Here is a 19,501-nt window from a genome sequence, read left to right as displayed (position 1 = left end):
TCCTGTCGTTCGCAGGGCAATCCCCTGTCGCACGACCGTGTTGATAAACTCGCGGATTGTACACGAACGCCCGTGGAGAACCGCTTGCAACGCCTCGAACAACTGCGCGCCTGGCTCGCATCCATCCTGCCCGGCCAGGCCTTCAACCTCGCGCCTGCCTCTGCCGACGCCAGCTTCCGCCGCTACTTCCGCGCCACGTTTGCCGACGGCGGCCCATCCCGCATCGTCATGGACGCTCCGCCCGAAAAGGAAGACATCCGCCCCTGGCTGCAGGTGGCCGCACTGTTCCGCAATGCCGGGGCGCACGTGCCCGACGTACTGGCGCAAGACCTCGAACACGGCTTCCTGCTGCTGTCCGACCTCGGCGCCACGACCTACCTCTCCGCCCTGCAGACGGCCGGTGGCGCCGACCTGCACGACGCCGCCCACCTCTATGCCGACGCGCTCGGCGCACTTGCCGCCATCCAGCATGCCAGCCGCCCCGGCGTCCTGCCGGAGTACGACCGCGCCCTGCTGCTGCGCGAGATGATGCTGTTCCCCGAGTGGTACATCGCCCGCCACAAGAACACGACGCTGAGCGACGCCGAAGCGGCACAACTGCGCACCGTCTTCGACCGCATCCTCGACGTCAACCTCGCCGAACCCCGGGTCTTCGTGCACCGCGACTACCACTCGCGCAACCTGATGCGGCTCGCACCCGGCGACGGCCTCGGCCCCAACCCCGGCATCATCGATTTCCAGGACGCGGTGCATGGCCCCATCACCTACGACCTCGTGTCACTGTTCAAGGACGCCTACATCCGCTGGGACGAAGAGTTCATCCTCGATCTGCTGATCCGCTACTGGGAAACGGCGAAGAAACTCGGCCTGCCGGTGCGCGGCGAGTTCGCCGATTTCCACCGCGACTTCGAATGGATGGGCGTGCAGCGCCACCTCAAGGTACTCGGCATCTTCGCCCGCCTCCACCACCGCGACGGCAAGGGCGGCTACCTGGCCGACATGCCGCTGGTGATGGACTACCTGCGCCGCGCCTGCAAGCGTTACCGCGACCTCGGCCCGCTGCTCAAGCTGCTCGACCGCCTCGACCCCGAGGACACCCAGGTCGGCTATACCTTCTGAGCCAAAGATGAAAGCGATGATCTTCGCCGCCGGCCGCGGCGAGCGCATGCGCCCGCTGACCGACCAGCGCCCCAAGCCCTTGCTCGAAGCGGGCGGCAAACCCCTGATCGTGTGGCAGATCGAAGCTCTCGCCCGCGCCGGCATCGGCGACATCGTCATCAACCACGCCTGGCTCGGCGACCAGATCGAGGCCGCCCTCGGCGACGGCGGGCGCTACGGCGTGCGCCTGCATTACTCGGCGGAAGCAAGCGCGCTGGAAACGGCCGGCGGCATCGCCCAGGCCCTGCCGCTGCTGGCCGACACGCCGGAGAACGCAGCCGGCGAAATCTTCCTTGCCGTCTCCGGCGACATCCACACCGACTACGACTACCGCCGCCTGCTGCCGCGCGCCGCCGAAATGGCCGGCAGCGCCGAACCGCGCATGCACCTCGTCATGGTGCCCAACCCGCCTTTCCACCCGGCTGGCGACTTCGCCCTCGGCAGCGGCGGCCGATTGTCGCTGGACGGCGCCGAACGCCTCACCTTCGGCAACATCGGCCTCTACGATACCCGCCTGTTCAGCGCCATCGCCCGCGGCGAAAAAGTGGCGATGACCCCCTACTACCGCAGCGCCATCGCCGCCGGCCACGCCACCGGCGAACGCCACGACGGCCACTGGGAAAACGTCGGCACCCCCGCCCAGCTTGCGGCGCTCGATCGTAGCCTGCGGACCGGAACAGGCTGAGTACGGAAACAGCCAACCAACACGAGCATGAGCGATATCGGTCCGCTCAGAATCTTCCAGTGCCGTCCACGACACCTTGGCCTGCGATCATCGATCCTTGTGAGGCCTGCCCAGGATTGCACATGGACAGTCGGCAAACACTTCCAACGGCACGCCAAAACGTCGTGCAAGTGCCTTAATCTGACGCAGGTTGAGGGCGCGCTTCCAGGACACACGGGAGAGAGGCAGCAGATTCGATCGCCACCCAGAGGCCCAAGGGAAGCCGTAGCAGACCGGTGCAACAGTGCGATAATCGCGCAATGAACGTACCGCCCCCACCCGCCCCGAGCCGTCCCGATTTCGCCGCCACGCCCGACCTCGCCCCTTTCCGCGCACGCCGCACGCGCCTGCTCGCACGCATGCAGGCGGCGGGCGGCGGCGTCGCCGTGCTGCCGACCGCACCCGAGCGCATCCGCAACCGCGACGCCCATTACCCCTACCGGCACGACAGCTATTTCTACTACCTCACCGCCTTTCGCGAACCCGAGGCCGTCGTCGTGCTGGTCGCGGGAGAGCAGCCGAAACAGATCCTGTTCTGCCGCGAGAAGAACGAAGAACGTGAGATCTGGGACGGCTACCGCCATGGCCCGGATGCGGCGCGCGAAATCTTCGGCTTCGACGAAGCCTGGACCATCGGCGACCTGGAGAAGCGCCTGCCCGACTACCTGGCCGACCAACCGCTGGTGTGGGCCAGCCTGGGTTACGACAACATATGGGACGCCACCGTGCTGGGGGCGCTGAACAACGTGCGCGGCAAGGCGCGCAGCGGCATCGCGCCGCCGCATTCGATACGCGATCTGCGCGCCGAACTCGACGAGATGCGCCTGGTCAAGGACGCCGCCGAACTCGCCACCATGCGCCGCGCCGCAAGGATTTCCGCCGCGGCCCACTGCCGCGCCATGCGCGCCACCCGCCCCGGCCGCCACGAATACGAGATCGAGGCCGAACTGCTGCACACCTTCCGCAGCGCCGGCAGCCAGGCGCCCGCCTACACCTCGATCGTCGCCGGCGGTGCCAACGCCTGCGTGCTGCACTACGTCGAAAACGACCACCTGCTGCACAACGGCGACCTGCTGCTGATCGACGCCGGCTGCGAACTCGACGGCTACGCCTCGGACATTACCCGTACCTTCCCCGTCAACGGCCACTTCGGCGCCGCGCAGCGCGAGGTATACGAAATCGTGCTGGCCGCGCAGCATGCCGCCCGTGAGGCGACCCGCCCCGGCGCGCACTGGAACGAACCCCACGAAGCCGCGGTGAAGGTGCTCGCCCAGGGCATGATCGACCTCGGCCTGCTCGATGGCAGCCTCGACGGCGTGATCGAAAGCGGTGCCTACAGCCGTTTCTACATGCACCGCACCGGCCACTGGCTGGGCATGGACGTGCATGACGCTGGCGAGTACAAGGTCGGCGGCGAATGGCGCCCGCTCGTCGAGGGCATGGTGCTGACGATCGAGCCCGGCTGCTACATCCGCCCGGCGGCCGACGTCCCCGAACGTTTCTGGAACATCGGCATCCGCATCGAGGACGACGCGGTGGTGACCTCCAGCGGCTGCGAGCTGATCACCGGAGACGTCCCCAAGGCCGTTGCCGACATCGAGGCCCTGATGCGGGAGACACGCCATGGCTGACATCCCCTCCGATACCACGCACGACCTGCTCATCGTCGGCGCCGGCCCCGTCGGCCTGGCGCTCGCGCTGGCGCTGAAGGATGCCGGCCTCGACATCGTGCTGGCCGACGCCCGGCCCCGCGAAGCGGTCAGCAGCGACCCGCGCGACCTCGCGCTGGCGCACGGCAGCCGCCTGACGCTGCAAGGCCTCGGCGTGTGGGATGCGCTGGCGGCCACCGCGATCGAGCACATCCACGTCTCGCAGCAAGGCGGGCTTGGCCGCACCCTGATCGACGCGGCCGAGCATGGACTGCCCGCGCTGGGCTACGTCGTATCGGCCGGCGAACTCGCCGCCGCCCTGCGCGCCGCCGTCGACGCCGCCGGGATCCCGGTGCTGGACGAAACCGAAGTCCTCAACCTGGCTCCCGGCAGCGACGACATCATCGCCAGCCTGGCCACCCCCGGCCGCCCGGCCGCCACGCTGCGCGCGCGCCTGGCCGCCTGCGCCGAAGGCGGGCTACGCACCGACGACCCGGACGTGGCCGAACGCAACTACCACCAGCACGCCCTGATCGCGCAGCTTGCCGTCGCCGGCGGCCATCGCGGCACGGCCTTCGAACGCTTCACCCGCGAAGGCCCGCTCGCCCTGCTGCCCAAGGGCGAAGGCTATGCGCTCGTCCATGTCGCCCGCCCCGACACCGCCGACGCCCTGCTGGCGCTGGACGACGAGGCCTATCTCACCCGCCTGCAGGCCCACATCGGCAACCGCGTGCAGCTCAGCGGCGTCGGCAAGCGCCTGCGCTACCCACTGCTGCTGCGCTACCGCGAATCGGCGGTCGGCGCGCGCACGGTGTGGCTGGGCAATGCCGCCCAGACTTTGCACCCGGTCGCCGGACAAGGCTTCAACCTCGCCCTGCGCGATGTCTGGGCGCTGGCCGATACGCTGCTGCGCCACTGCGACGCAAGCGCGCGCGCCACGCCCCCCCCCTCGCCGCGCGACCCCGGCACCCCCGCCGTGCTGGCGGCCTATGCGCGCAGCCGCAGCCTCGACCGCCTCGGCACGATCCGCTTCACCGACACCCTGGTGCGCGTGTTCAGCAACGATTTCGGCCCCCTGCGCCATGCACGCGGCGCGACCCTGTTCGCGCTCGACGTCTTCCCGCCGCTGCGCAACTTCATCGCCCGCCGCATGATGTTCGGCGCCCGCGCCTGGCCCTGAGCTGGAAGCCCGCCAATAGTGCGGGCGACCACTCGCCGCATTCGGAAATCGTGCGCCAGGCATTGAGAGCGAGCCTGGCGGCCGAACTGCAGGAGACGTCGGCCGCCGGCTGCTGGCTGGCGCAATGGAGCGGCCGGTTGGCCGAGCCCAAAGTCGAAGACGCGTCGCAGGCCACTGATGCCGATGCCGCGCGCCTGCGCCACCTGCTGTGCAAGCACGTCAAGTGACGAGCCATGCGCATCCTGCTGGACATCAACATCTTTCTCGACATTGCCTTCGCACGGCCGGGGCAGGCCGCCTCGGCCGCCCTGAGCCCCGAGGCGTTTCTCGAGCAGGCCGAAGGCATCCGATAACAGGCAATCCCATGCCCATCGGTAGCGCCGCGTTCTGGGAACAATCGCAAAACGTCACGGCCCCGGCGATCGATTTGTCCGGGGCTGTTCAAATGGCTGAGCTGATCAAAAGCGGTACTTCGCGCTCAACCAGACATTGCGCGGATCGCCATAGCGGCCATAGCCATCCAGAATGCCAGAGATATATTTCTCGTCGAACACATTGTTGATGTTCAACTGGAAGCTCAGATTGTCTCCGGCCTGATAGCTGGCGAAGAGATGGAGCAAGGCATAGCTGTTCTGCACGGCATCGATGCCACCGGGGCCGGAGCCTTTTTCGTAGATGCGACTTTGCCACGTCACATGTCCGCCGAGCACCACCTTGCTGAGCGCGCCAGGCAACCTGTGGGAACTGCTCAGCCGGAGCAGTTTTTCAGGCTGGGTCGTTTCCAGATAGGACTCCTTACCGTTCTTCATGGTGCGCCTGGTGAAGCCTGCGGAAATGTTCCAGTCCGGCGTCAGCTCTCCCGATGCCTCCAACTCATAGCCATCGACGGTCGCGCCACTGATGGCTTTGTAACGGTATTCGCCATCGACGATTGCGTCGAACGAGGCCAGGTTGTCCTGTTTCACCTTGAACGCGGCGGCCGATACCGTCAACCGGCCGTCGTAGAACTCGCCCTTCACCCCCGCCTCGTAGTTCTTGCCGATGACTGGGTCCAGCAGATTCCCGGCCCGGTTGCGGGCGGTCTGCGTCTTGAAGATGTCGGTGTAGCTCGCGTAGACCGAGTAGTTGCGGGAAATGTCGTAGACCACGCCTGCATAGGGCGTCAGTTCATCGCGGTAACGGGCTGAGGTACGCACGCCGTTGGCGATGATTTCCTGCTCGGCATCGGTGACCCGCAGGCCGACGATCAGCTTCAGCGGGTCGGTAACGTTCCAGCGGCTGGTCAAATAGGCCGCTCTTTCGCGTTGTTCGAACTGCTGCGTGCTGGCCCCGTTGCCTGCGTGCGGCTCAGGGAAATTGTGCCGGTCGTAAAAACTGCCCAGCGGCGCACCGTAGTGGCGATAAAACCACTCGGTATCGGTTTTGCTTGTGTTTCTGGCATAGCCCAGAACGAGCTCATGCTCGCGTCCGAAAAGGCTAAACAGACCAGCGGCATGGATATCCAGCGCCTGCTGCTGGCGACGGCTGTCCTGGGACTGGTAATCGGCCTCCATGCCACCCCCTGTTACCCGATCCGGAAAGCCCCAGGTGCCCATATGCTTGGGAAACGTCTTTGCATCCCGGTCGGTGTACTGCAGTTTGGTGGTCCAGCCATTGGCGAACTGCTTTTCCAGACCGACGAAAACGGACGTGCTCTCGTTGTTGATGTAAGCCCATTTGGCGCCCGTGCTGGTGGAGCGGGAGAAATTGGTGCGACTGCCATCGGAGAAAAATAATGGAACGGGGGGATACCAAGTCGCGCCATTCACATGGCTCTTGCGGTAGTCGACGCCGATGCTCAGCACCGCATCGGCAGGCAGGTCAGCCTCCAGAATGCCGTACAAGGCGCTGGAGTCCTTCTGATAGTTCTCCATGAAGGACTTGCCGTCCGCATAGGCGCTCACCAGACGCCCACGGACTTTGCCTTCAGCAGCGATAGGCCCGGACAAATCCACTTCAGTCCGGTAGGTGTCCCAGCGGCCGGCGCCAATCTGTGCATATCCTTGAAAGTCTTTCGTCGGCCGCTTTCTGACCAGATTGACGGTGGCGGAAGGATCTCCCGTGCCAGCCAGTAGCCCCGTCGCGCCGCGCACGATTTCCACCCGATCGTAGAGCGCCGTGTCGGAAAAGGCGTCGGAATCGAAGGAATTACTGGCGTAGGAAGGCAGACCATCGATCTGGATCTTGCTGATGGTGAAACCACGCGCGCTGAAGTCCCCACGGTCGGATTCGTATTTGTTCTGGGTGATACCGACGCTTCTTTCGAGCACGCTCTCAATGCTGGTGAGTCCCTGATCCTCGATCTGCTGGCGCGTTACCACGCTGACCGACTGCGGTGTCTGGCGGACGGAAAGTCCGAGCCGGGTTGCCGTATTCATGGCACTGGTAGTGTAGCCACCAGTATGTTCCGTGGCCGCGCTGCGGTCGATCGCAGCGGTCACCGTCACCGGCGCCAGGGCCGTGACCCCATCCGTTCCGACCGCTTCGATGACCAGCGTATTGCCTTCGACACGCCCACGCAGGCCCGTCCCCTGCAACATCTGGCTCAGCGCTTCGGAAAGGTTGCTTGCGCCATGAATGGCCTGTGCCTGCTGGCCGCGCAGAAGCTCCGGCGCGGCCAGTACCTGCAGGCCCGCCTGGCGGGTGAGTTGATCGAGGGCCTGCGACAACGGCTGGGCAGGCTGGTCGAAGGCGGCGGCGTGGACGATGGCGGGGGCGCTGCCGAGCGCGAACAGGGCGGCGGCGAGCAGGGTGGTGCATGGGGCCATGGTGGCGATGTTCCTGTATGGGTTGAAGGAAGGTTGTCGCTGCTTCAACCGCTAGAACGCGCCAGCCGCAAAAGTACCCCCAGAAAAATGAAATTTAGGCTCGCCGGACGATGCGCAGCCCGCCATCGGATTCCTGCACCAGACGGACCGGCAGGATGCTGGGCAGTTGCCGCAGCCAGGCCTTGCTGTCGGCGATGCTGACGCGGCCGTAGACCCGCAGCCCGGCAATGCCGGGTTCCACATGAATAGCATGCGGCGTGTAGCGGGACAAACGCTGCACGGCTTGCTCCAGCGGAACGTCGTCGAAGTTCAGCCAGCCCTCACGCCAGGGGGCCGCGTGGCCGGGCTGTCCGTGGGAGACATCGGCGGTGAAGCCGCCGCGTTCGCGCACACTCAGGCTTTCGCCCGCGCCGAGTTCGCGCGCGCTGCCGTCGCCCGCCTGCACCCGCACACGGCCGGATTCGACGTCCACGCGCACCTGCCCCGCCTCCACATCCACCCCGAAGCGCGTGCCGAGCACGGTGATGCGCACATCCAGCGCATGCACGGTGAATGGGCGGCCGGCGTCGCGCACGACCTGGAAGAACGCGGCGCCCTGGCGCAGCGTGGCGACGCGGCGGGTGGCGTAGTAGGCGAATTCGATGGCCGTGGCGCTGTCGAGCAGCACGCTGCTGCCGTCGGGCAACGCCTGGCCGTCGAAGCGGGCGCTGGCGGTGCTCCATGCGCCGCGCCAGTGGGGAACGAGGTGGCGCCAGCCCTGCCATGCGGCAGGCAACGCGAGCAGCGCACCGGCCAGACCGAGCAGGCGGGACAGATTCTTGCGTCTGGCCCTGCCGGTGGCGGCCGGCGGGGTCTCGCCGCGGCGGGCGTAGAGGGCGTTTTCCAGGCGCGTCGCGGCGGTGGTGATCTCCCGTTCGACGGTCTTCAGCGAGACACCATATCGTTCGGCGATGTCGGCCCGGGCGGCACCGTCGAGACGGCTGGCGAGAAAGATGTCGCGCGTGCGGCGGGGCAGCCGGTCGAGTGCGGCGCCGATGTGTTCGAGCGCCTCCCGCGTCAGGTGGGTATGGCCGATGTCGGGGACGGTGGCCAAGGCATCCAGGCTGGCCGGATCGTCGACGGTGACGAAACGCTCGCGGCTGCGGCTGGCATGGCGGCGCTCATCGATTTCGAGGTTGGCGGCGACCGTGTAGACATAGGCGCGCAGCCCGTCCTCATGCCCGAGGATGAAGGCACTGCCATCTTGTTCGGCGAGTTGCAACCAGGTTTCCTGCATCAGGTCCTGCGCGGCATCCGGGCACCGAGTGCGTTTGGTGAGAAAGCGCAGGAGCCCTGCGTAATGTTCCTGGTAGCAGGCGAGCAAAGGATTGGAAGCTAGACCGGACACGCCGTTCACCCTGCGGTAAGTGGCAAAGAACGTGATTCTATGTGCGACCGATTCTCATTTCAATTTGACTGAACCTGCTCCCCTGCCTTGCCTTGACCACACCCCACGGCGGCATGCCCGGGGATGAAACGGCCACGCCGCCGTCCCTCATCCAGCGCAGTGTGGGGTAGAATGCGCGTCTTTCCGATTTTTTACGACGCCCTTCCCACGCCCATGCAGTTCGCCGGCTTTACCTTGCGCAACAACCTCTTCGTGGCACCGATGGCCGGCGTGACGGACCGTCCTTTCCGCCAGTTGTGCAAGAAGCTGGGCGCAGGCGTCGCCGTGTCCGAGATGGTCACCTCCAACTCGCTTCTGTACGGCAGCGAGAAGACGCAGCGGCGCGCCAACCACGACGGCGAGGTCGATCCGATCTCGGTGCAGATCGCCGGCGCCGACCCGGCGATGATGGCCGAGGCCGCGCGCTACAACGCCGACCGCGGCGCGCAGATCATCGACATCAACATGGGCTGCCCGGCCAAGAAGGTGTGCAACGTCATGGCGGGTTCGGCGCTGATGCAGGACGAACCGCTCGTCGCGCGCATCCTGGAAGCGGTGGTCAAGGCCGTGCCGCACACGCCGGTCACCCTCAAGTTCCGCACCGGCTGGAATCGGCAGAACAGAAACGCCCCCGTCGTCGCCCGCATCGCCGAGGAGTCCGGCATCCGCGCCATCGCCATCCACGGCCGCACGCGCGCCGACCAGTACATGGGCGAAGCCGAGTACGACACCATCGCCCAGGTCAAGACGCTGGTGAAGATCCCGGTGATCGCCAACGGCGACATCGCCACGCCCGAAAAGGCGAAGTTCGTGCTCGACTACACCGGCGCCGACGGCGTGATGATCGGCCGCGCGGCGCAGGGGCGGCCGTGGATATTCCGCGAGATCGAACACTATCTGGCAACCGGAGAACTGCTCCCGCCGCCGCTCGTCAGCGAAATCCATCGTGTCTGCCGCGAACACCTGGCCGACCTCTACGGTTTCTACGGCGAGGACCGCGGCGTCAAGATCGCGCGCAAGCACATCTCCTGGTACACCAAGGGCCTGGTCGGCTCCGCCGCCTTCCGCCGCACGATGAACCAGATTCCCGACATCCCCGCGCAGCTCGCTGCGGTCGACGCGTTCTTCGGCCAGCTCGCCGACGCCGACGCCCGCCTGAGCTACGAGGCCGAACTTCCGCAGGAACTCGCAGCATGAGCGGCCGCAGCAACGAGATCGCGGAGGCCGTCCTCCGCACGCTGGACCAGTATTTCCGCGACCTCGACGGCGAGAAGCCTGCCGCCATCCATGACATGGTGATCCGCAACGTCGAACGCCCGATGCTGCAGTTCGTACTGCAGCAGGCCAGAGGCAACCAGACCATTGCCGCCGAGATGCTGGGCATCAACCGCAACACGCTGCGCCGCAAGCTGACCGACTACGAACTGCTGTGACGAACACGACGATCGCGCCGCCGCGCGATCAAGTGCCTGCATCGCAGTCCAGCCCGTTTTTCCGTTTTCAATCCTCGCTTTCGATCCCACGATGAACGTCACCCAAGCCCTGATCAGCGTTTCCGACAAACACGGCGTGCTCGATTTCGCGCGCGAACTCGCCAGCCTCGGCATCAAGCTGCTGTCGACCGGCGGCACCGCCAGCCTGCTGCGCGAGGCCGGCCTCGACGTGACCGACGTATCCGAGCACACCGGCTTTCCGGAAATGCTCGACGGCCGCGTCAAGACGCTGCATCCGAAGGTGCACGGCGGCATCCTCGCCCGCCGCGACCTGGCCGAGCACATGGACACGATCGCCGCGCACGACATCGGCCGCATCGACCTCGTGGTGGTCAACCTCTATCCCTTCCAGCAGACCGTGGCCAAGCCCGACTGCACGCTGGAAGACGCCATCGAGAACATCGACATCGGCGGCCCGACCATGGTCCGCGCCGCGGCCAAGAACCATGGCAACGAGGAAGGCGGCGTCGGCATCGTCACCGACCCCGAGGACTACGCCGCGATCATCGCCGAACTCAAGTCGAACGGCGGCAGGCTCAGCCACAAGACCCGCTTCGCGTTCGCGGTGAAGGCCTTCACCCACACCGCGCGCTACGACTCGGCGATCTCCAACTACCTCACCGCGCTGGTCACCAACGAAGCCGGCGACGTGTCGCTGCAGACCTACCCCGAGCGCCTGCAACTGGCCTTCGACAAGGTGCAGGACCTGCGCTATGGCGAAAACCCGCACCAGAGCGCGGCCTTCTACCGCCAGCCGGGCGCGGCCGAGGGCGGCATCGCCGGCTACACCCAGCTGCAGGGCAAGGAGCTGTCGTACAACAACATCGCCGACGCCGACGCCGCCTGGGAATGCGTGAAGGCCTTCGAGCACGCTGCCGCGGCATCCGCCTGCGTCATCGTCAAGCACGCCAACCCCTGTGGCGTGGCGCTGGGCGCCAGCCCGCTGGAAGCCTACAACAAGGCCTTCTCCACCGATCCGACCTCGGCCTTCGGCGGCATCATCGCCTTCAACGGCGAAGTCGACCGCGCCGCTGCCGAGGCCGTGTCCGCGCAGTTCCTCGAAGTGTTGATCGCGCCGTCCTACTCCGCCGATGCGCTGGCGCTGCTGCGCGCCAAGCAGAACGTGCGCGTGCTGACCTGCCCGCTCGGCCAGCCTGCCGGCGCCTTCGACTACAAGCGTGTCGGCGGCGGCCTGCTGGTGCAGAGCGCCGACGAAGCGCGCATCCAGATCGCCGACCTCGGTACGCAGTTGAAGGTCGTCACCAGGCGCTCCCCGACCGAAACCGAACTGCGCGACATGCTGTTCGCCTGGCGCGTGGCCAAGTACGTGAAGTCGAACGCCATCGTCTATTGCCGCGACGGCATGACCATCGGCGTCGGCGCCGGCCAGATGAGCCGCGTCGACTCTGCCCGCATCGCCAAGATCAAGGCCGAGAACGCCAGCCTGTCGATCCCGGGCTGCGTGGTCGCGTCGGACGCCTTCTTCCCGTTCCGCGACGGCCTCGACGTGCTCGCCCAGGCCGGCGCCACGGCGGTGATCCAGCCGGGCGGCTCGATGCGCGACGCCGAGGTCATCGCCGCGGCCGACGAGCAGGGCATCGCCATGGTGTTCACCGGCTTCCGCCACTTCCGCCACTGACCGCGGTAGGCGCACCAACCCAGCAGAAACTCGGAGCAGTCCATGAAAGTCCTCGTCATCGGTTCCGGTGGCCGCGAACACGCGCTGGCCTGGAAGCTCGCCCAGTCGCCCAAGGTCACCCGCGTGCTGGCAGCGCCAGGCAACCCCGGTACCGCGCGCGAGCCCAAGGTGCAGAACGTCAGTGTCGGCGCCACCGCGGTGTCCGATCTGGTCGAGCTCGCGCGTGAAGAGCAGGTCGCGTTTACCGTGGTCGGACCCGAAGCTCCGCTGGCCGCAGGCGTGGTCGACGCGTTCCGCGCGGCCGGGCTGCCGATTTTCGGCCCGACCCGGGCGGCCGCCCAGCTCGAAAGCTCGAAGGACTTCGCCAAGCAGTTCCTCGTGCGCCACGGCATCCCGACAGCCAGGTATCAAACCTTCTCCGACGCCGCCGCGGCGCATGCGTACATCGACGCCGAGGGCGCCCCGATCGTCATCAAGGCCGACGGCCTCGCCGCCGGCAAGGGCGTGGTCGTGGCGATGACGGCGGACGAGGCACACGCCGCCATCGACATGATGCTGCTCGACAACAAGCTGGGCGTCGACTACGGCGAAGCCGGCGCGCGCGTGGTCATCGAGGAATTCATGCAGGGCGAGGAAGCCAGCTTCATCGTCATGGCCGACGGCAAGAACGCCCTCGCGCTGGCGACCAGCCAGGACCACAAGCGCCTGGGGGACGGCGACGAAGGCCCCAACACCGGCGGCATGGGCGCCTATTCTCCGGCGCCCGTCGTCACGCCCGACGTCCATGCCCGCGTGATGCGCGAGATCATCAACCCGACGCTTGCCGGCATGGCGGCCGACGGCCTGCCCTACACCGGCTTCCTGTACGCCGGCCTGATGATCGACGGCGAAGGCCGCCCGCGCGTGGTCGAATTCAACTGCCGCATGGGCGACCCGGAAACACAGCCGATCATGATGCGGCTCAAGACCGACCTCACCGACCTAGTCGAAGCCGCGATCGCATGCCGGCTGGACCAGACCGAGGCCGAATGGGACCGGCGCTTCGCGCTCGGCGTGGTGCTGGCCGCGGCCGGCTATCCCGACAGTCCGCGCAAGGGCGATGCCATCTCCGGGCTGCCCGGCGCAGAGAACGGCGACGTCCATGTGTTCCATGCCGGCACGGCCGAACACGAGGGCCGGGTCGTGACCTCCGGCGGCCGCGTCCTCTGCGTCACCGCCCTCGGCGACAATGTCCGTACCGCCCAGAAGCATGCCTACGAGGTCGCCGACGGCATCGTCTTCGATGGCCGCCAGTACCGCCGGGACATCGGCTACCGCGCGCTCGGGCGCAAGAACTGAGCCTGCGATGCGGTGCGCCAAGCACTGACAAGGGCAGGCGGCACGGCTATCCTACGGACGTGCGCGCCATCCGGCGGGCACGCCCACAATCCAATTGCATGGAGGCGTTGATGTCCGTCAAATTCGAGATCACCAAGAACGAGAAAGGCGAGTTCTACTTCAAGCTGCTCAATGCCGACGGCAAGACGCTGCTGCGCAGCGAGGGCTACAACGCCAAGGCGAGCTGCACGAACGGCGTCGAATCGGTGCGCAAGAATGCCGTCGACGAAAAACGCTACGAACCGAAAACCGCCTCGGACGGCCGTCCCTACTTCAACCTGAAGGCAAGCAACGGCCAGATCATCGGCACCAGCCCGATGTTCGCCGACGCGGCAGCCTGCGAAGCGGCCATCGCCGCCACCAAGGCCGACGCCGCCGACGCCCCGGTCGACGACAAGAGCTGAGCCACGATGAATCCTTCCACCGTCAAACCTTGGTTCACCGATCTCCAGCAACGCATCGTCGGTCGCCTCGAAGCCTTCGACGGCAAACCTTTCGAGGCTGATGGCTGGGAACGTCCCGGTGGCGGTGGAGGGCTGAGCCGCGTCATCGAAGAAGGCGACTTCTTCGAACGCGGCGGCGTCAATTTTTCCCACGTAATGGGCGACGGCATGCCGGCGTCCGCCACGGCGCACCGCCCCGAACTCGCCGGCCGACGTTTCGAGGCGATGGGCGTATCGCTGGTACTGCACCCGCGCAATCCCCACTGCCCGACGGTGCACATGAACGTGCGCTGCTTCGTCGCGCTGGCCGAGGGCAAGGCCCCGGTATGGTGGTTCGGCGGCGGCATGGACCTGACCCCTTACTACCCGGTCGAAGAGGATGTCCGCCACTTCCACGCCGCCTGCAAGGCCGCCGTGTTGCCCTTCGGCGGCGAGGCGGAATACGCCCGCCTGAAGGACTGGTGCGACCGCTATTTTTTCCTCAAGCACCGCAACGAGCCGCGCGGCGTGGGCGGCCTGTTCTTCGACGACCTGGGCGCCGACGGCAAGACGGATTTCGATACGGCCTTCGGCCTGACCCGTTCGGTCGGCGACGCCTTCCTCGACGCCTACCTGCCCATCGCCGAACGCCGCAGAAACCTAGCTTACGGCGAACGCGAGCGCGATTTCCAGGCCTATCGCAGGGGGCGCTACGTGGAATTCAACCTCGTCTTCGACCGCGGCACCCTATTCGGGCTGCAATCGGGCGGGCGCACCGAATCCATCCTGATGTCGATGCCGCCCATCGTCAAATGGCGCTACGACTGGCATCCCGAAGCCGGTTCGGCCGAGGCGCGGCTCTACGACGAATTCCTGAAGCCGCGCGACTGGGCCTGACCGGCACCCCGCGGCGCAAGCATCCACTCATCGCCCGGAAACCGTGACATGAGCGACATCAAGATCTTCCACAACCCCCAATGCGGCACTTCGCGCAATGTACTGGCCATGATCCGCGCCAGCGGCGAGGAACCGGACATCATCGAATACCTGAAAACCCCGCCTTCGGCCGAAGAACTGAAAGCGCTGGCCCGAGCCACCGGCGAACCACTGCGCGCGCTGCTACGCACCAAACAAGCCGAGTATCTGGAACAGGGGCTCGACGACCCCGGTCTGACCGACGATCAACTCGCCGCCGCGATGGCCGCCACGCCGATCCTCATCAACCGCCCCATCGTCGTCACGCCCCGTGGCACGCGCCTGTGCCGCCCGGCCGAACGAGTGGCGGAACTGCTGCCCGGTACGGCGGCAGCACGATAAGCGCTCCGCCTCAGGCACCGCTCTCGCGAACGGCGCCTCCGGACAGCCTTCCCGAAGGAAATTTCAGGCCGGCAGCAAGGCCGCGGTGGATTTCTGGCTGCTGCCGGCGACGATTTCTGCGGCAGCGCGATAGTAGGCCTGGGCCTCGGCACCGGACTCGAGGCTTTCGAGCAGATGCGCCAGGGCGAGATAGGCTTCCACCGTCGGCCCGTACTTGACCGACGACTCCAGGTAGCTCCTCGCCTTGCCCCAGAGTTGGGCGCTCGCGCACAACTGGCCGAGCGAGAACAGCAGACCTGCGTCGCGCGGCTGCTGCGGCAGCCAGCCTTCGGCCTTCTGCAGGCAGGCGCGCACACTACCCTCGCCTTCGTCCACGGCGCAGTGGGCATACTGCCGCGCCAGGTCGGAGTCCCAGCGTTCGTCGAGCAGGCGTTCGACCTGCCTGCGCGCAAGCTCGCCACGGCCGGCTTTGGCCAGCAGCGGCAGCACGCGCTCGATCAGGCCGCGGTCCTGCAGCTCGTTCGCGGGAATGCTCTTCCAGTAGGCCACCAGTGCGTCGCCGTCGCCCGCAAGTTCGCGCATCCGCTCGACATGGCCTCGACGCAGCATCGGCGCAGCCTGTTCGTCCAGCAGCGCCTTGTGCTTGCGCAACTGGCGGACGGTGCCGACCAGTTCTTCCCAACGCCCCAGGGCCGAGGCCACGCGCGCCTCCAGCCGCAGCATGGCGATATGGCGGTGCCCGCCTTCGCGCAGCGCCGCCAGCCGCGCCGCCGCCTCATCGAAGCGGCCGGCATCGACGGCGAGCTCCGCCTCGGTCATCAGGCGCGCGACATCTCCGTTCGCCCCCTTTTCCGCGGCATGGCCGAGCCACTCGCGATAACGCGGCTCATCCTGCATGGCATGCGCGGCGCGCGCGGCGACCAATGCCGCCATGGCCGCACCTTCGCCGGTCTCGTAGGCCCGCGACGCGGACTTGAGGGATTGCGAGAAGCGCCCCTCGAACAAGGCATTGACGGAGTCCGTCAGCGCACGGCCGGCGCGCTCGCGCCGACGACGCTCACGCCATTGCGCGACTCTCGTCGGCAACTGCAGCGTCCGGCTGATGACGCGGATGATGGCGTAACCGAGTGCAAAGCCGAGCACGACGATAACGACGAGCAGGTTCAGGGACAGTTGCAGGCGCCACGGCGGGGCCACCAGCAGCACGTAGCCGTCGTTGAGGCCGGCGATCATCGCCACGCCCACTGCGATGGCGAAGATGCCGATCAGCCAGATGAGGGTACGCATTGCCGTCCCCTCAGCGTGCCGGGGACGCGTCTGCCGCGTCCGGCTCGGGGTCGGCGGCAGGCTGGATGGCCGCCGGTTCGGGCTGCGCGGCCGGGCGTTCGCCACGAACCTGCATCGTGCGCAGCGCGGCGAAGCTCTCGGTCAGCGTGGGGAGCTCGGTTCGTATCGACACCGACTCGAGCTCTTTCAGTTCATGCAGCACGCCCTGCACGCGCTCGTCGCGCAAGTCGAAAAAGCGCTCGACCCAGGCCCGCGCCTGGGCGAGATCGGCGGCGTAGGTACGCCCGTCGCGCGCAAGCAGCGCAAGGCGGGCGGTGAGCAGCCGGATCTTCAGGTTCTCGCGCAGGAAGGTGTTCTGCGCCGGCGCCAGCAGCACCGGATCATCCTGGTCGAGACGCTCCATGCGCACGAGGCCGCGCACCTCGCGCCAGACATCGTCGGCGAGTTCGCGCGCATAGCCCAGGCCTTTCGCCAGCCAGTCGTCTGCGGCCACGGGGGCAGCGTCCCCGGCGTCGGGAGGAAGCTGCGGCGCAGGCAACTGCCCTTCGAAGGCGAGCGGCATCACGTCGGCGCGCTCCAGGAGGCGCTCCAGGCGCAGGCCGAGACCGGGCACATCGACCGCCGGCTGCAGCTTCAGCGCCTCGGTATCACGCGCCAGCGCACGGCGCAGCGGCGCATACTGGCCGCGATCGTACGCCGCAAGGCGTGCATCGGCCTGGTTCAGCGCGATCAGTGCCGCTTCGACGTTGCCCGCGAGCTGCAATTGCTGTGCGGCCAGGGCGACGGCCTGTTCGACCTCGGAGACGACATGGTCCTCGCGTGAGCGGGAGAACTCCTGGTACAAGGCCTCCAGCGCCGCGGCCTGGCCCTCGGTGGCCTCGACCTTGGATTCGAGCACGCCCAGCTTGCCCTGCAGCGAAGCAATGGTTTCCTGCTGCTGGCGCACGATGCCCCGGGCCTCGCTGGCCAGGCTTTCGCCTTCAGCCAGGCGGCTGGCGAGGGTTTCGCGCAGTTGCGCCGCCTGCACATGGGTGTCGCGCGCCTGCCAGGCGGACCAACCCGCCGCGCCACAGGCGGCAAGCGCAACCAGCAACGCCCACCAGGCGACGCTCTGGCGCGCGGCGGCGGACTCGGCCGCCGGAGGCTGCGCACGTTCGGTTGATTGTTCGGGCATGGCTTCGTCCTTGCGGGAAGATTGGGCAGCGCCCGGCGGCTGGGTCAGTGCAGGAAGTTCGTCGTTCATGACCAGAGTTTAACCAAAGTATCCCGTCAATGCCTGCAACAGGCCGTCATCGCCGGCCGCGGTCCCGGTGACCTCGATGAAACCGGCATCGCGCGCCTGCGCGGCGATGCGCGCATGGGAAGCGAACACGGGAACCTCGCGCAAGGCGTGCACACCCTCTGCCCCCAGGATCAGCGCAAGATTGCGCACCCCTTCGCTGCTGGTCAGCAACAGGCCGTCGAGCTTGCCCTGCGCGGCCGGCTGCAGCAGGAGGGCGGGGTCCGGCTGCGGACAGAAACGCTGGTAGCAGGTGACATACTCGACCCAGGCACCGCGTTCGCGCAGGGTGTCGCGGATCAGGTTGCGTCCGCCGTCTCCGCGAAAGATCACGACCTTGCGGCCGCGCACCGCCTCGGCGGCGAATTCCGGCAGGGCCAGCACCGATTCGCTGTCGAAGCCATCATCCGGCACGACGGCATCGACGAAACCCCGCTGCACCAGAACCTGTTCGCTGCCCTTGCCCACCGTCGCCACGCGCAGGCCCGCTGGCCACGTCCGGCGCGCGAGCACAAAGCCGAGCGCATGCTGGATGGCATTGGGGCTGACGAAGAAGGCGAGGTCGAACTCATCCAGGCGCGGCACGATCGCCTCGAGCTGCGCCGCGTCGGGCGCCGGCCCGATCGCCAGCACGGGGAAGCGGATCGCCCGCCCGCCCGCCGCCTCGATGCGCAGGCACAAGCTGTCGGCCTGTTCCAGCGGCCGGGTGACGGCCAGGCTGCGGCCGGCGAGGGGCAGGGCCTCGTTGCAGGCGACGGTCCGTGGATCGCGCGTCATGCCAGGATTCGGGCGCCGCCGCTCAGCCGATGTCGGCGAGGATGGCCTCAGCACCCTGCGCGCGCAGTTCTTCGGCCAGCGCCCGCCCCAGCGCTTCGGCTTCGGCGGGCTGGCCTTCGCGTTCGGCCCGCACGACTTCGCTGCCATCGGGGCGGGCCACGAAACCGCGCAGCCAGACCTTGCCGTCGCGCATCAGTGCATAGGCGCCGAGCGGAACCTCGCAGCTTCCGGCCAGCGCGCGCGCCACCGCGCGCTCGGCCAGCACGCAGGCGGTGGTGCCGGCATCGGCCAGCGGCTGCAGCCAGCCGACGACGTCCGCACGCGAAGACAGGCACTCGATGCCCAGCGCGCCCTGCCCTGCGGCAGGCAGCGAAACCTCGGCCGGCATCACCGAGCGGATGCGCTCGCCCAGGCCCAGGCGGGTGAGCCCTGCCGCGGCGAGAATGATCGCGTCGTACTGGCCTTCATCGAGCTTGCGCAGCCGCGTATCGAGGTTGCCGCGCAGGCTGGTCACACCCAGAAAGGGATACTGGGCATGGATCTGCGACTCGCGGCGCAGCGACGAGGTGCCGACGATCGCGCCCGGCGGCATGTCGGCGAGGCTTTCATAGCGGTTGGAGACGAAGGCATCCAGCGGAACTTCGCGTTCGGTGATGCAGGACAGCACGAACTCCTCGCCCATCACCATCGGCACGTCCTTCATCGAATGCACAGCGATGTCGGCACGGCCATCGAGCAGGGCGGTCTCGAGTTCCTTGACGAACAGGCCCTTGCCGCCCACCTTGGCCAGCGGCCGGTCGAGGATCTGGTCGCCGCGGGTGGTCATGCCCAGCAGATCGACGCGGCAGCCGGGATACAATCCTTCGAGGCGAGCCTTGATATGCTCGGCCTGCCACAGGGCGAGGCGGCTTTCACGGGTGGCGATGACGATGCGCTCGGGGTTCGCTTGGCTCACGGTTGGGGTCA

General features: G+C 67.3%; 18 protein-coding genes. 12 read left to right on the top strand and 6 right to left on the bottom strand.

Going from position 1 to position 19,501, the window contains the following annotated elements:
- Nucleotides 1–84: 84 nt before the first annotated feature.
- The 5 genes from C666_RS01795 (at nt 85) to C666_RS20295 (ending at nt 4,938) form a co-directional block, all read left to right on the top strand.
- On the top strand, nt 85–1,119 hold the full coding sequence (locus C666_RS01795) for an aminoglycoside phosphotransferase family protein (RefSeq protein ID WP_004332986.1): 1,035 nt from the start codon (nt 85–87) through the stop codon (nt 1,117–1,119).
- A 7-nt stretch (nt 1,120–1,126) separates the two neighbouring features.
- Nucleotides 1,127–1,843, top strand: coding sequence for an N-acetylmuramate alpha-1-phosphate uridylyltransferase MurU (murU, locus tag C666_RS01790; RefSeq protein ID WP_028792151.1), 717 nt, complete (start codon nt 1,127–1,129; stop codon nt 1,841–1,843).
- A 299-nt stretch (nt 1,844–2,142) separates the two neighbouring features.
- A complete protein-coding gene (locus tag C666_RS01785; protein ID WP_004332983.1) occupies nt 2,143–3,513 on the top strand; it encodes an aminopeptidase P N-terminal domain-containing protein in 1,371 nt (456 codons plus the stop codon).
- Entirely contained in the window at nt 3,506–4,711 is a 1,206-nt protein-coding gene (locus C666_RS01780; RefSeq protein ID WP_004332982.1) for an FAD-dependent monooxygenase, read from the top strand. Before C666_RS01785 ends, C666_RS01780 begins: the two co-directional genes overlap by 8 nt.
- Nucleotides 4,712–4,761: 50 nt before the next feature.
- Nucleotides 4,762–4,938 (top strand): hypothetical protein, encoded by a 177-nt coding sequence (locus C666_RS20295; RefSeq protein WP_154666170.1) that lies wholly within the window; start codon nt 4,762–4,764, stop codon nt 4,936–4,938.
- A gap of 231 nt (nt 4,939–5,169) precedes the next feature.
- Here the strand turns inward: C666_RS20295 and C666_RS01775 are convergent, their stop codons facing one another.
- The gene (locus tag C666_RS01775; RefSeq protein WP_004332981.1) at nt 5,170–7,518 is read right to left on the bottom strand and encodes a TonB-dependent siderophore receptor; all 2,349 of its coding nucleotides are present in this window, start codon (nt 7,516–7,518) and stop codon (nt 5,170–5,172) included.
- A gap of 94 nt (nt 7,519–7,612) precedes the next feature.
- Nucleotides 7,613–8,905 carry a sigma-70 family RNA polymerase sigma factor gene (locus tag C666_RS01770; protein ID WP_028792153.1) on the bottom strand — a complete coding sequence of 431 codons (1,293 nt, stop codon included), beginning with the start codon at nt 8,903–8,905 and terminating at the stop codon, nt 7,613–7,615.
- 213 nt (nt 8,906–9,118) lie between these two features.
- On the opposite strand from C666_RS01770, the gene dusB reads away from it, so the two are divergent.
- From dusB to arsC, 7 genes are all read left to right on the top strand, one after another.
- Nucleotides 9,119–10,141: a tRNA dihydrouridine synthase DusB gene (dusB, locus tag C666_RS01765; protein WP_028792154.1), complete on the top strand. Its 1,023-nt coding sequence runs from the start codon at nt 9,119–9,121 to the stop codon at nt 10,139–10,141.
- Complete coding sequence (locus tag C666_RS01760) at nt 10,138–10,377, top strand: helix-turn-helix domain-containing protein (RefSeq protein ID WP_004332978.1); 240 nt, start codon at nt 10,138–10,140, stop codon at nt 10,375–10,377. The genes dusB and C666_RS01760 overlap by 4 nt, the downstream gene beginning before the upstream one ends.
- A gap of 91 nt (nt 10,378–10,468) precedes the next feature.
- A complete protein-coding gene (gene purH / locus C666_RS01755) occupies nt 10,469–12,076 on the top strand; it encodes a bifunctional phosphoribosylaminoimidazolecarboxamide formyltransferase/IMP cyclohydrolase (RefSeq protein WP_004332977.1) in 1,608 nt (535 codons plus the stop codon).
- A 42-nt stretch (nt 12,077–12,118) separates the two neighbouring features.
- Nucleotides 12,119–13,414, top strand: coding sequence for a phosphoribosylamine--glycine ligase (purD, locus tag C666_RS01750; protein ID WP_004332976.1), 1,296 nt, complete (start codon nt 12,119–12,121; stop codon nt 13,412–13,414).
- A 110-nt stretch (nt 13,415–13,524) separates the two neighbouring features.
- Nucleotides 13,525–13,857, top strand: a complete 333-nt coding sequence (locus C666_RS01745; protein ID WP_004332975.1) for a YegP family protein — start codon at nt 13,525–13,527, stop codon at nt 13,855–13,857.
- 6 nt (nt 13,858–13,863) lie between these two features.
- A complete protein-coding gene (gene hemF, locus C666_RS01740; RefSeq protein ID WP_004332974.1) occupies nt 13,864–14,772 on the top strand; it encodes an oxygen-dependent coproporphyrinogen oxidase in 909 nt (302 codons plus the stop codon).
- 48 nt (nt 14,773–14,820) lie between these two features.
- A complete protein-coding gene (gene arsC, locus C666_RS01735; RefSeq protein WP_004332973.1) occupies nt 14,821–15,192 on the top strand; it encodes an arsenate reductase (glutaredoxin) in 372 nt (123 codons plus the stop codon).
- Between the two features lie 63 nt (nt 15,193–15,255).
- On the opposite strand, the gene C666_RS01730 is transcribed toward arsC, so the two are convergent.
- The 4 genes from C666_RS01730 to hemC are packed head-to-tail and all read right to left on the bottom strand — an operon-like array spanning nt 15,256 to nt 19,490.
- Nucleotides 15,256–16,479 (bottom strand): heme biosynthesis HemY N-terminal domain-containing protein, encoded by a 1,224-nt coding sequence (locus tag C666_RS01730; RefSeq protein ID WP_004332972.1) that lies wholly within the window; start codon nt 16,477–16,479, stop codon nt 15,256–15,258.
- Nucleotides 16,480–16,489: 10 nt separating this feature from the next.
- Nucleotides 16,490–17,722 (bottom strand): uroporphyrinogen-III C-methyltransferase, encoded by a 1,233-nt coding sequence (locus tag C666_RS01725; protein WP_004332971.1) that lies wholly within the window; start codon nt 17,720–17,722, stop codon nt 16,490–16,492.
- A gap of 9 nt (nt 17,723–17,731) precedes the next feature.
- A complete protein-coding gene (locus C666_RS01720; RefSeq protein WP_004332969.1) occupies nt 17,732–18,535 on the bottom strand; it encodes a uroporphyrinogen-III synthase in 804 nt (267 codons plus the stop codon).
- 22 nt (nt 18,536–18,557) lie between these two features.
- Complete coding sequence (gene hemC / locus C666_RS01715) at nt 18,558–19,490, bottom strand: hydroxymethylbilane synthase (RefSeq protein WP_004332966.1); 933 nt, start codon at nt 19,488–19,490, stop codon at nt 18,558–18,560.
- Between the last annotated feature and the right edge of the window lie 11 nt (nt 19,491–19,501).

The sequence above is a fragment of the Thauera linaloolentis 47Lol = DSM 12138 genome, assembly GCF_000310205.1.
Lineage (GTDB): Bacteria > Pseudomonadota > Gammaproteobacteria > Burkholderiales > Rhodocyclaceae > Thauera > Thauera linaloolentis.
This window is presented reverse-complemented; position numbering and strand designations above follow the sequence as displayed.

Coding starts and splice junctions, on each gene's coding strand:
- C666_RS01720 (WP_004332969.1), bottom strand. CDS start 18,535: ATGACGCGCGATCCACGGACCGTCGCCTGCAACGAGGCCCTGCCCCTC.
- hemF (WP_004332974.1), top strand. CDS start 13,864: ATGAATCCTTCCACCGTCAAACCTTGGTTCACCGATCTCCAGCAACGC.
- C666_RS01745 (WP_004332975.1), top strand. CDS start 13,525: ATGTCCGTCAAATTCGAGATCACCAAGAACGAGAAAGGCGAGTTCTAC.
- C666_RS01725 (WP_004332971.1), bottom strand. CDS start 17,722: ATGAACGACGAACTTCCTGCACTGACCCAGCCGCCGGGCGCTGCCCAA.
- purH (WP_004332977.1), top strand. CDS start 10,469: ATGAACGTCACCCAAGCCCTGATCAGCGTTTCCGACAAACACGGCGTG.
- arsC (WP_004332973.1), top strand. CDS start 14,821: ATGAGCGACATCAAGATCTTCCACAACCCCCAATGCGGCACTTCGCGC.
- purD (WP_004332976.1), top strand. CDS start 12,119: ATGAAAGTCCTCGTCATCGGTTCCGGTGGCCGCGAACACGCGCTGGCC.
- C666_RS01730 (WP_004332972.1), bottom strand. CDS start 16,479: ATGCGTACCCTCATCTGGCTGATCGGCATCTTCGCCATCGCAGTGGGC.
- C666_RS01760 (WP_004332978.1), top strand. CDS start 10,138: ATGAGCGGCCGCAGCAACGAGATCGCGGAGGCCGTCCTCCGCACGCTG.
- C666_RS01785 (WP_004332983.1), top strand. CDS start 2,143: ATGAACGTACCGCCCCCACCCGCCCCGAGCCGTCCCGATTTCGCCGCC.
- dusB (WP_028792154.1), top strand. CDS start 9,119: ATGCAGTTCGCCGGCTTTACCTTGCGCAACAACCTCTTCGTGGCACCG.
- C666_RS01775 (WP_004332981.1), bottom strand. CDS start 7,518: ATGGCCCCATGCACCACCCTGCTCGCCGCCGCCCTGTTCGCGCTCGGC.
- murU (WP_028792151.1), top strand. CDS start 1,127: ATGAAAGCGATGATCTTCGCCGCCGGCCGCGGCGAGCGCATGCGCCCG.
- C666_RS01780 (WP_004332982.1), top strand. CDS start 3,506: ATGGCTGACATCCCCTCCGATACCACGCACGACCTGCTCATCGTCGGC.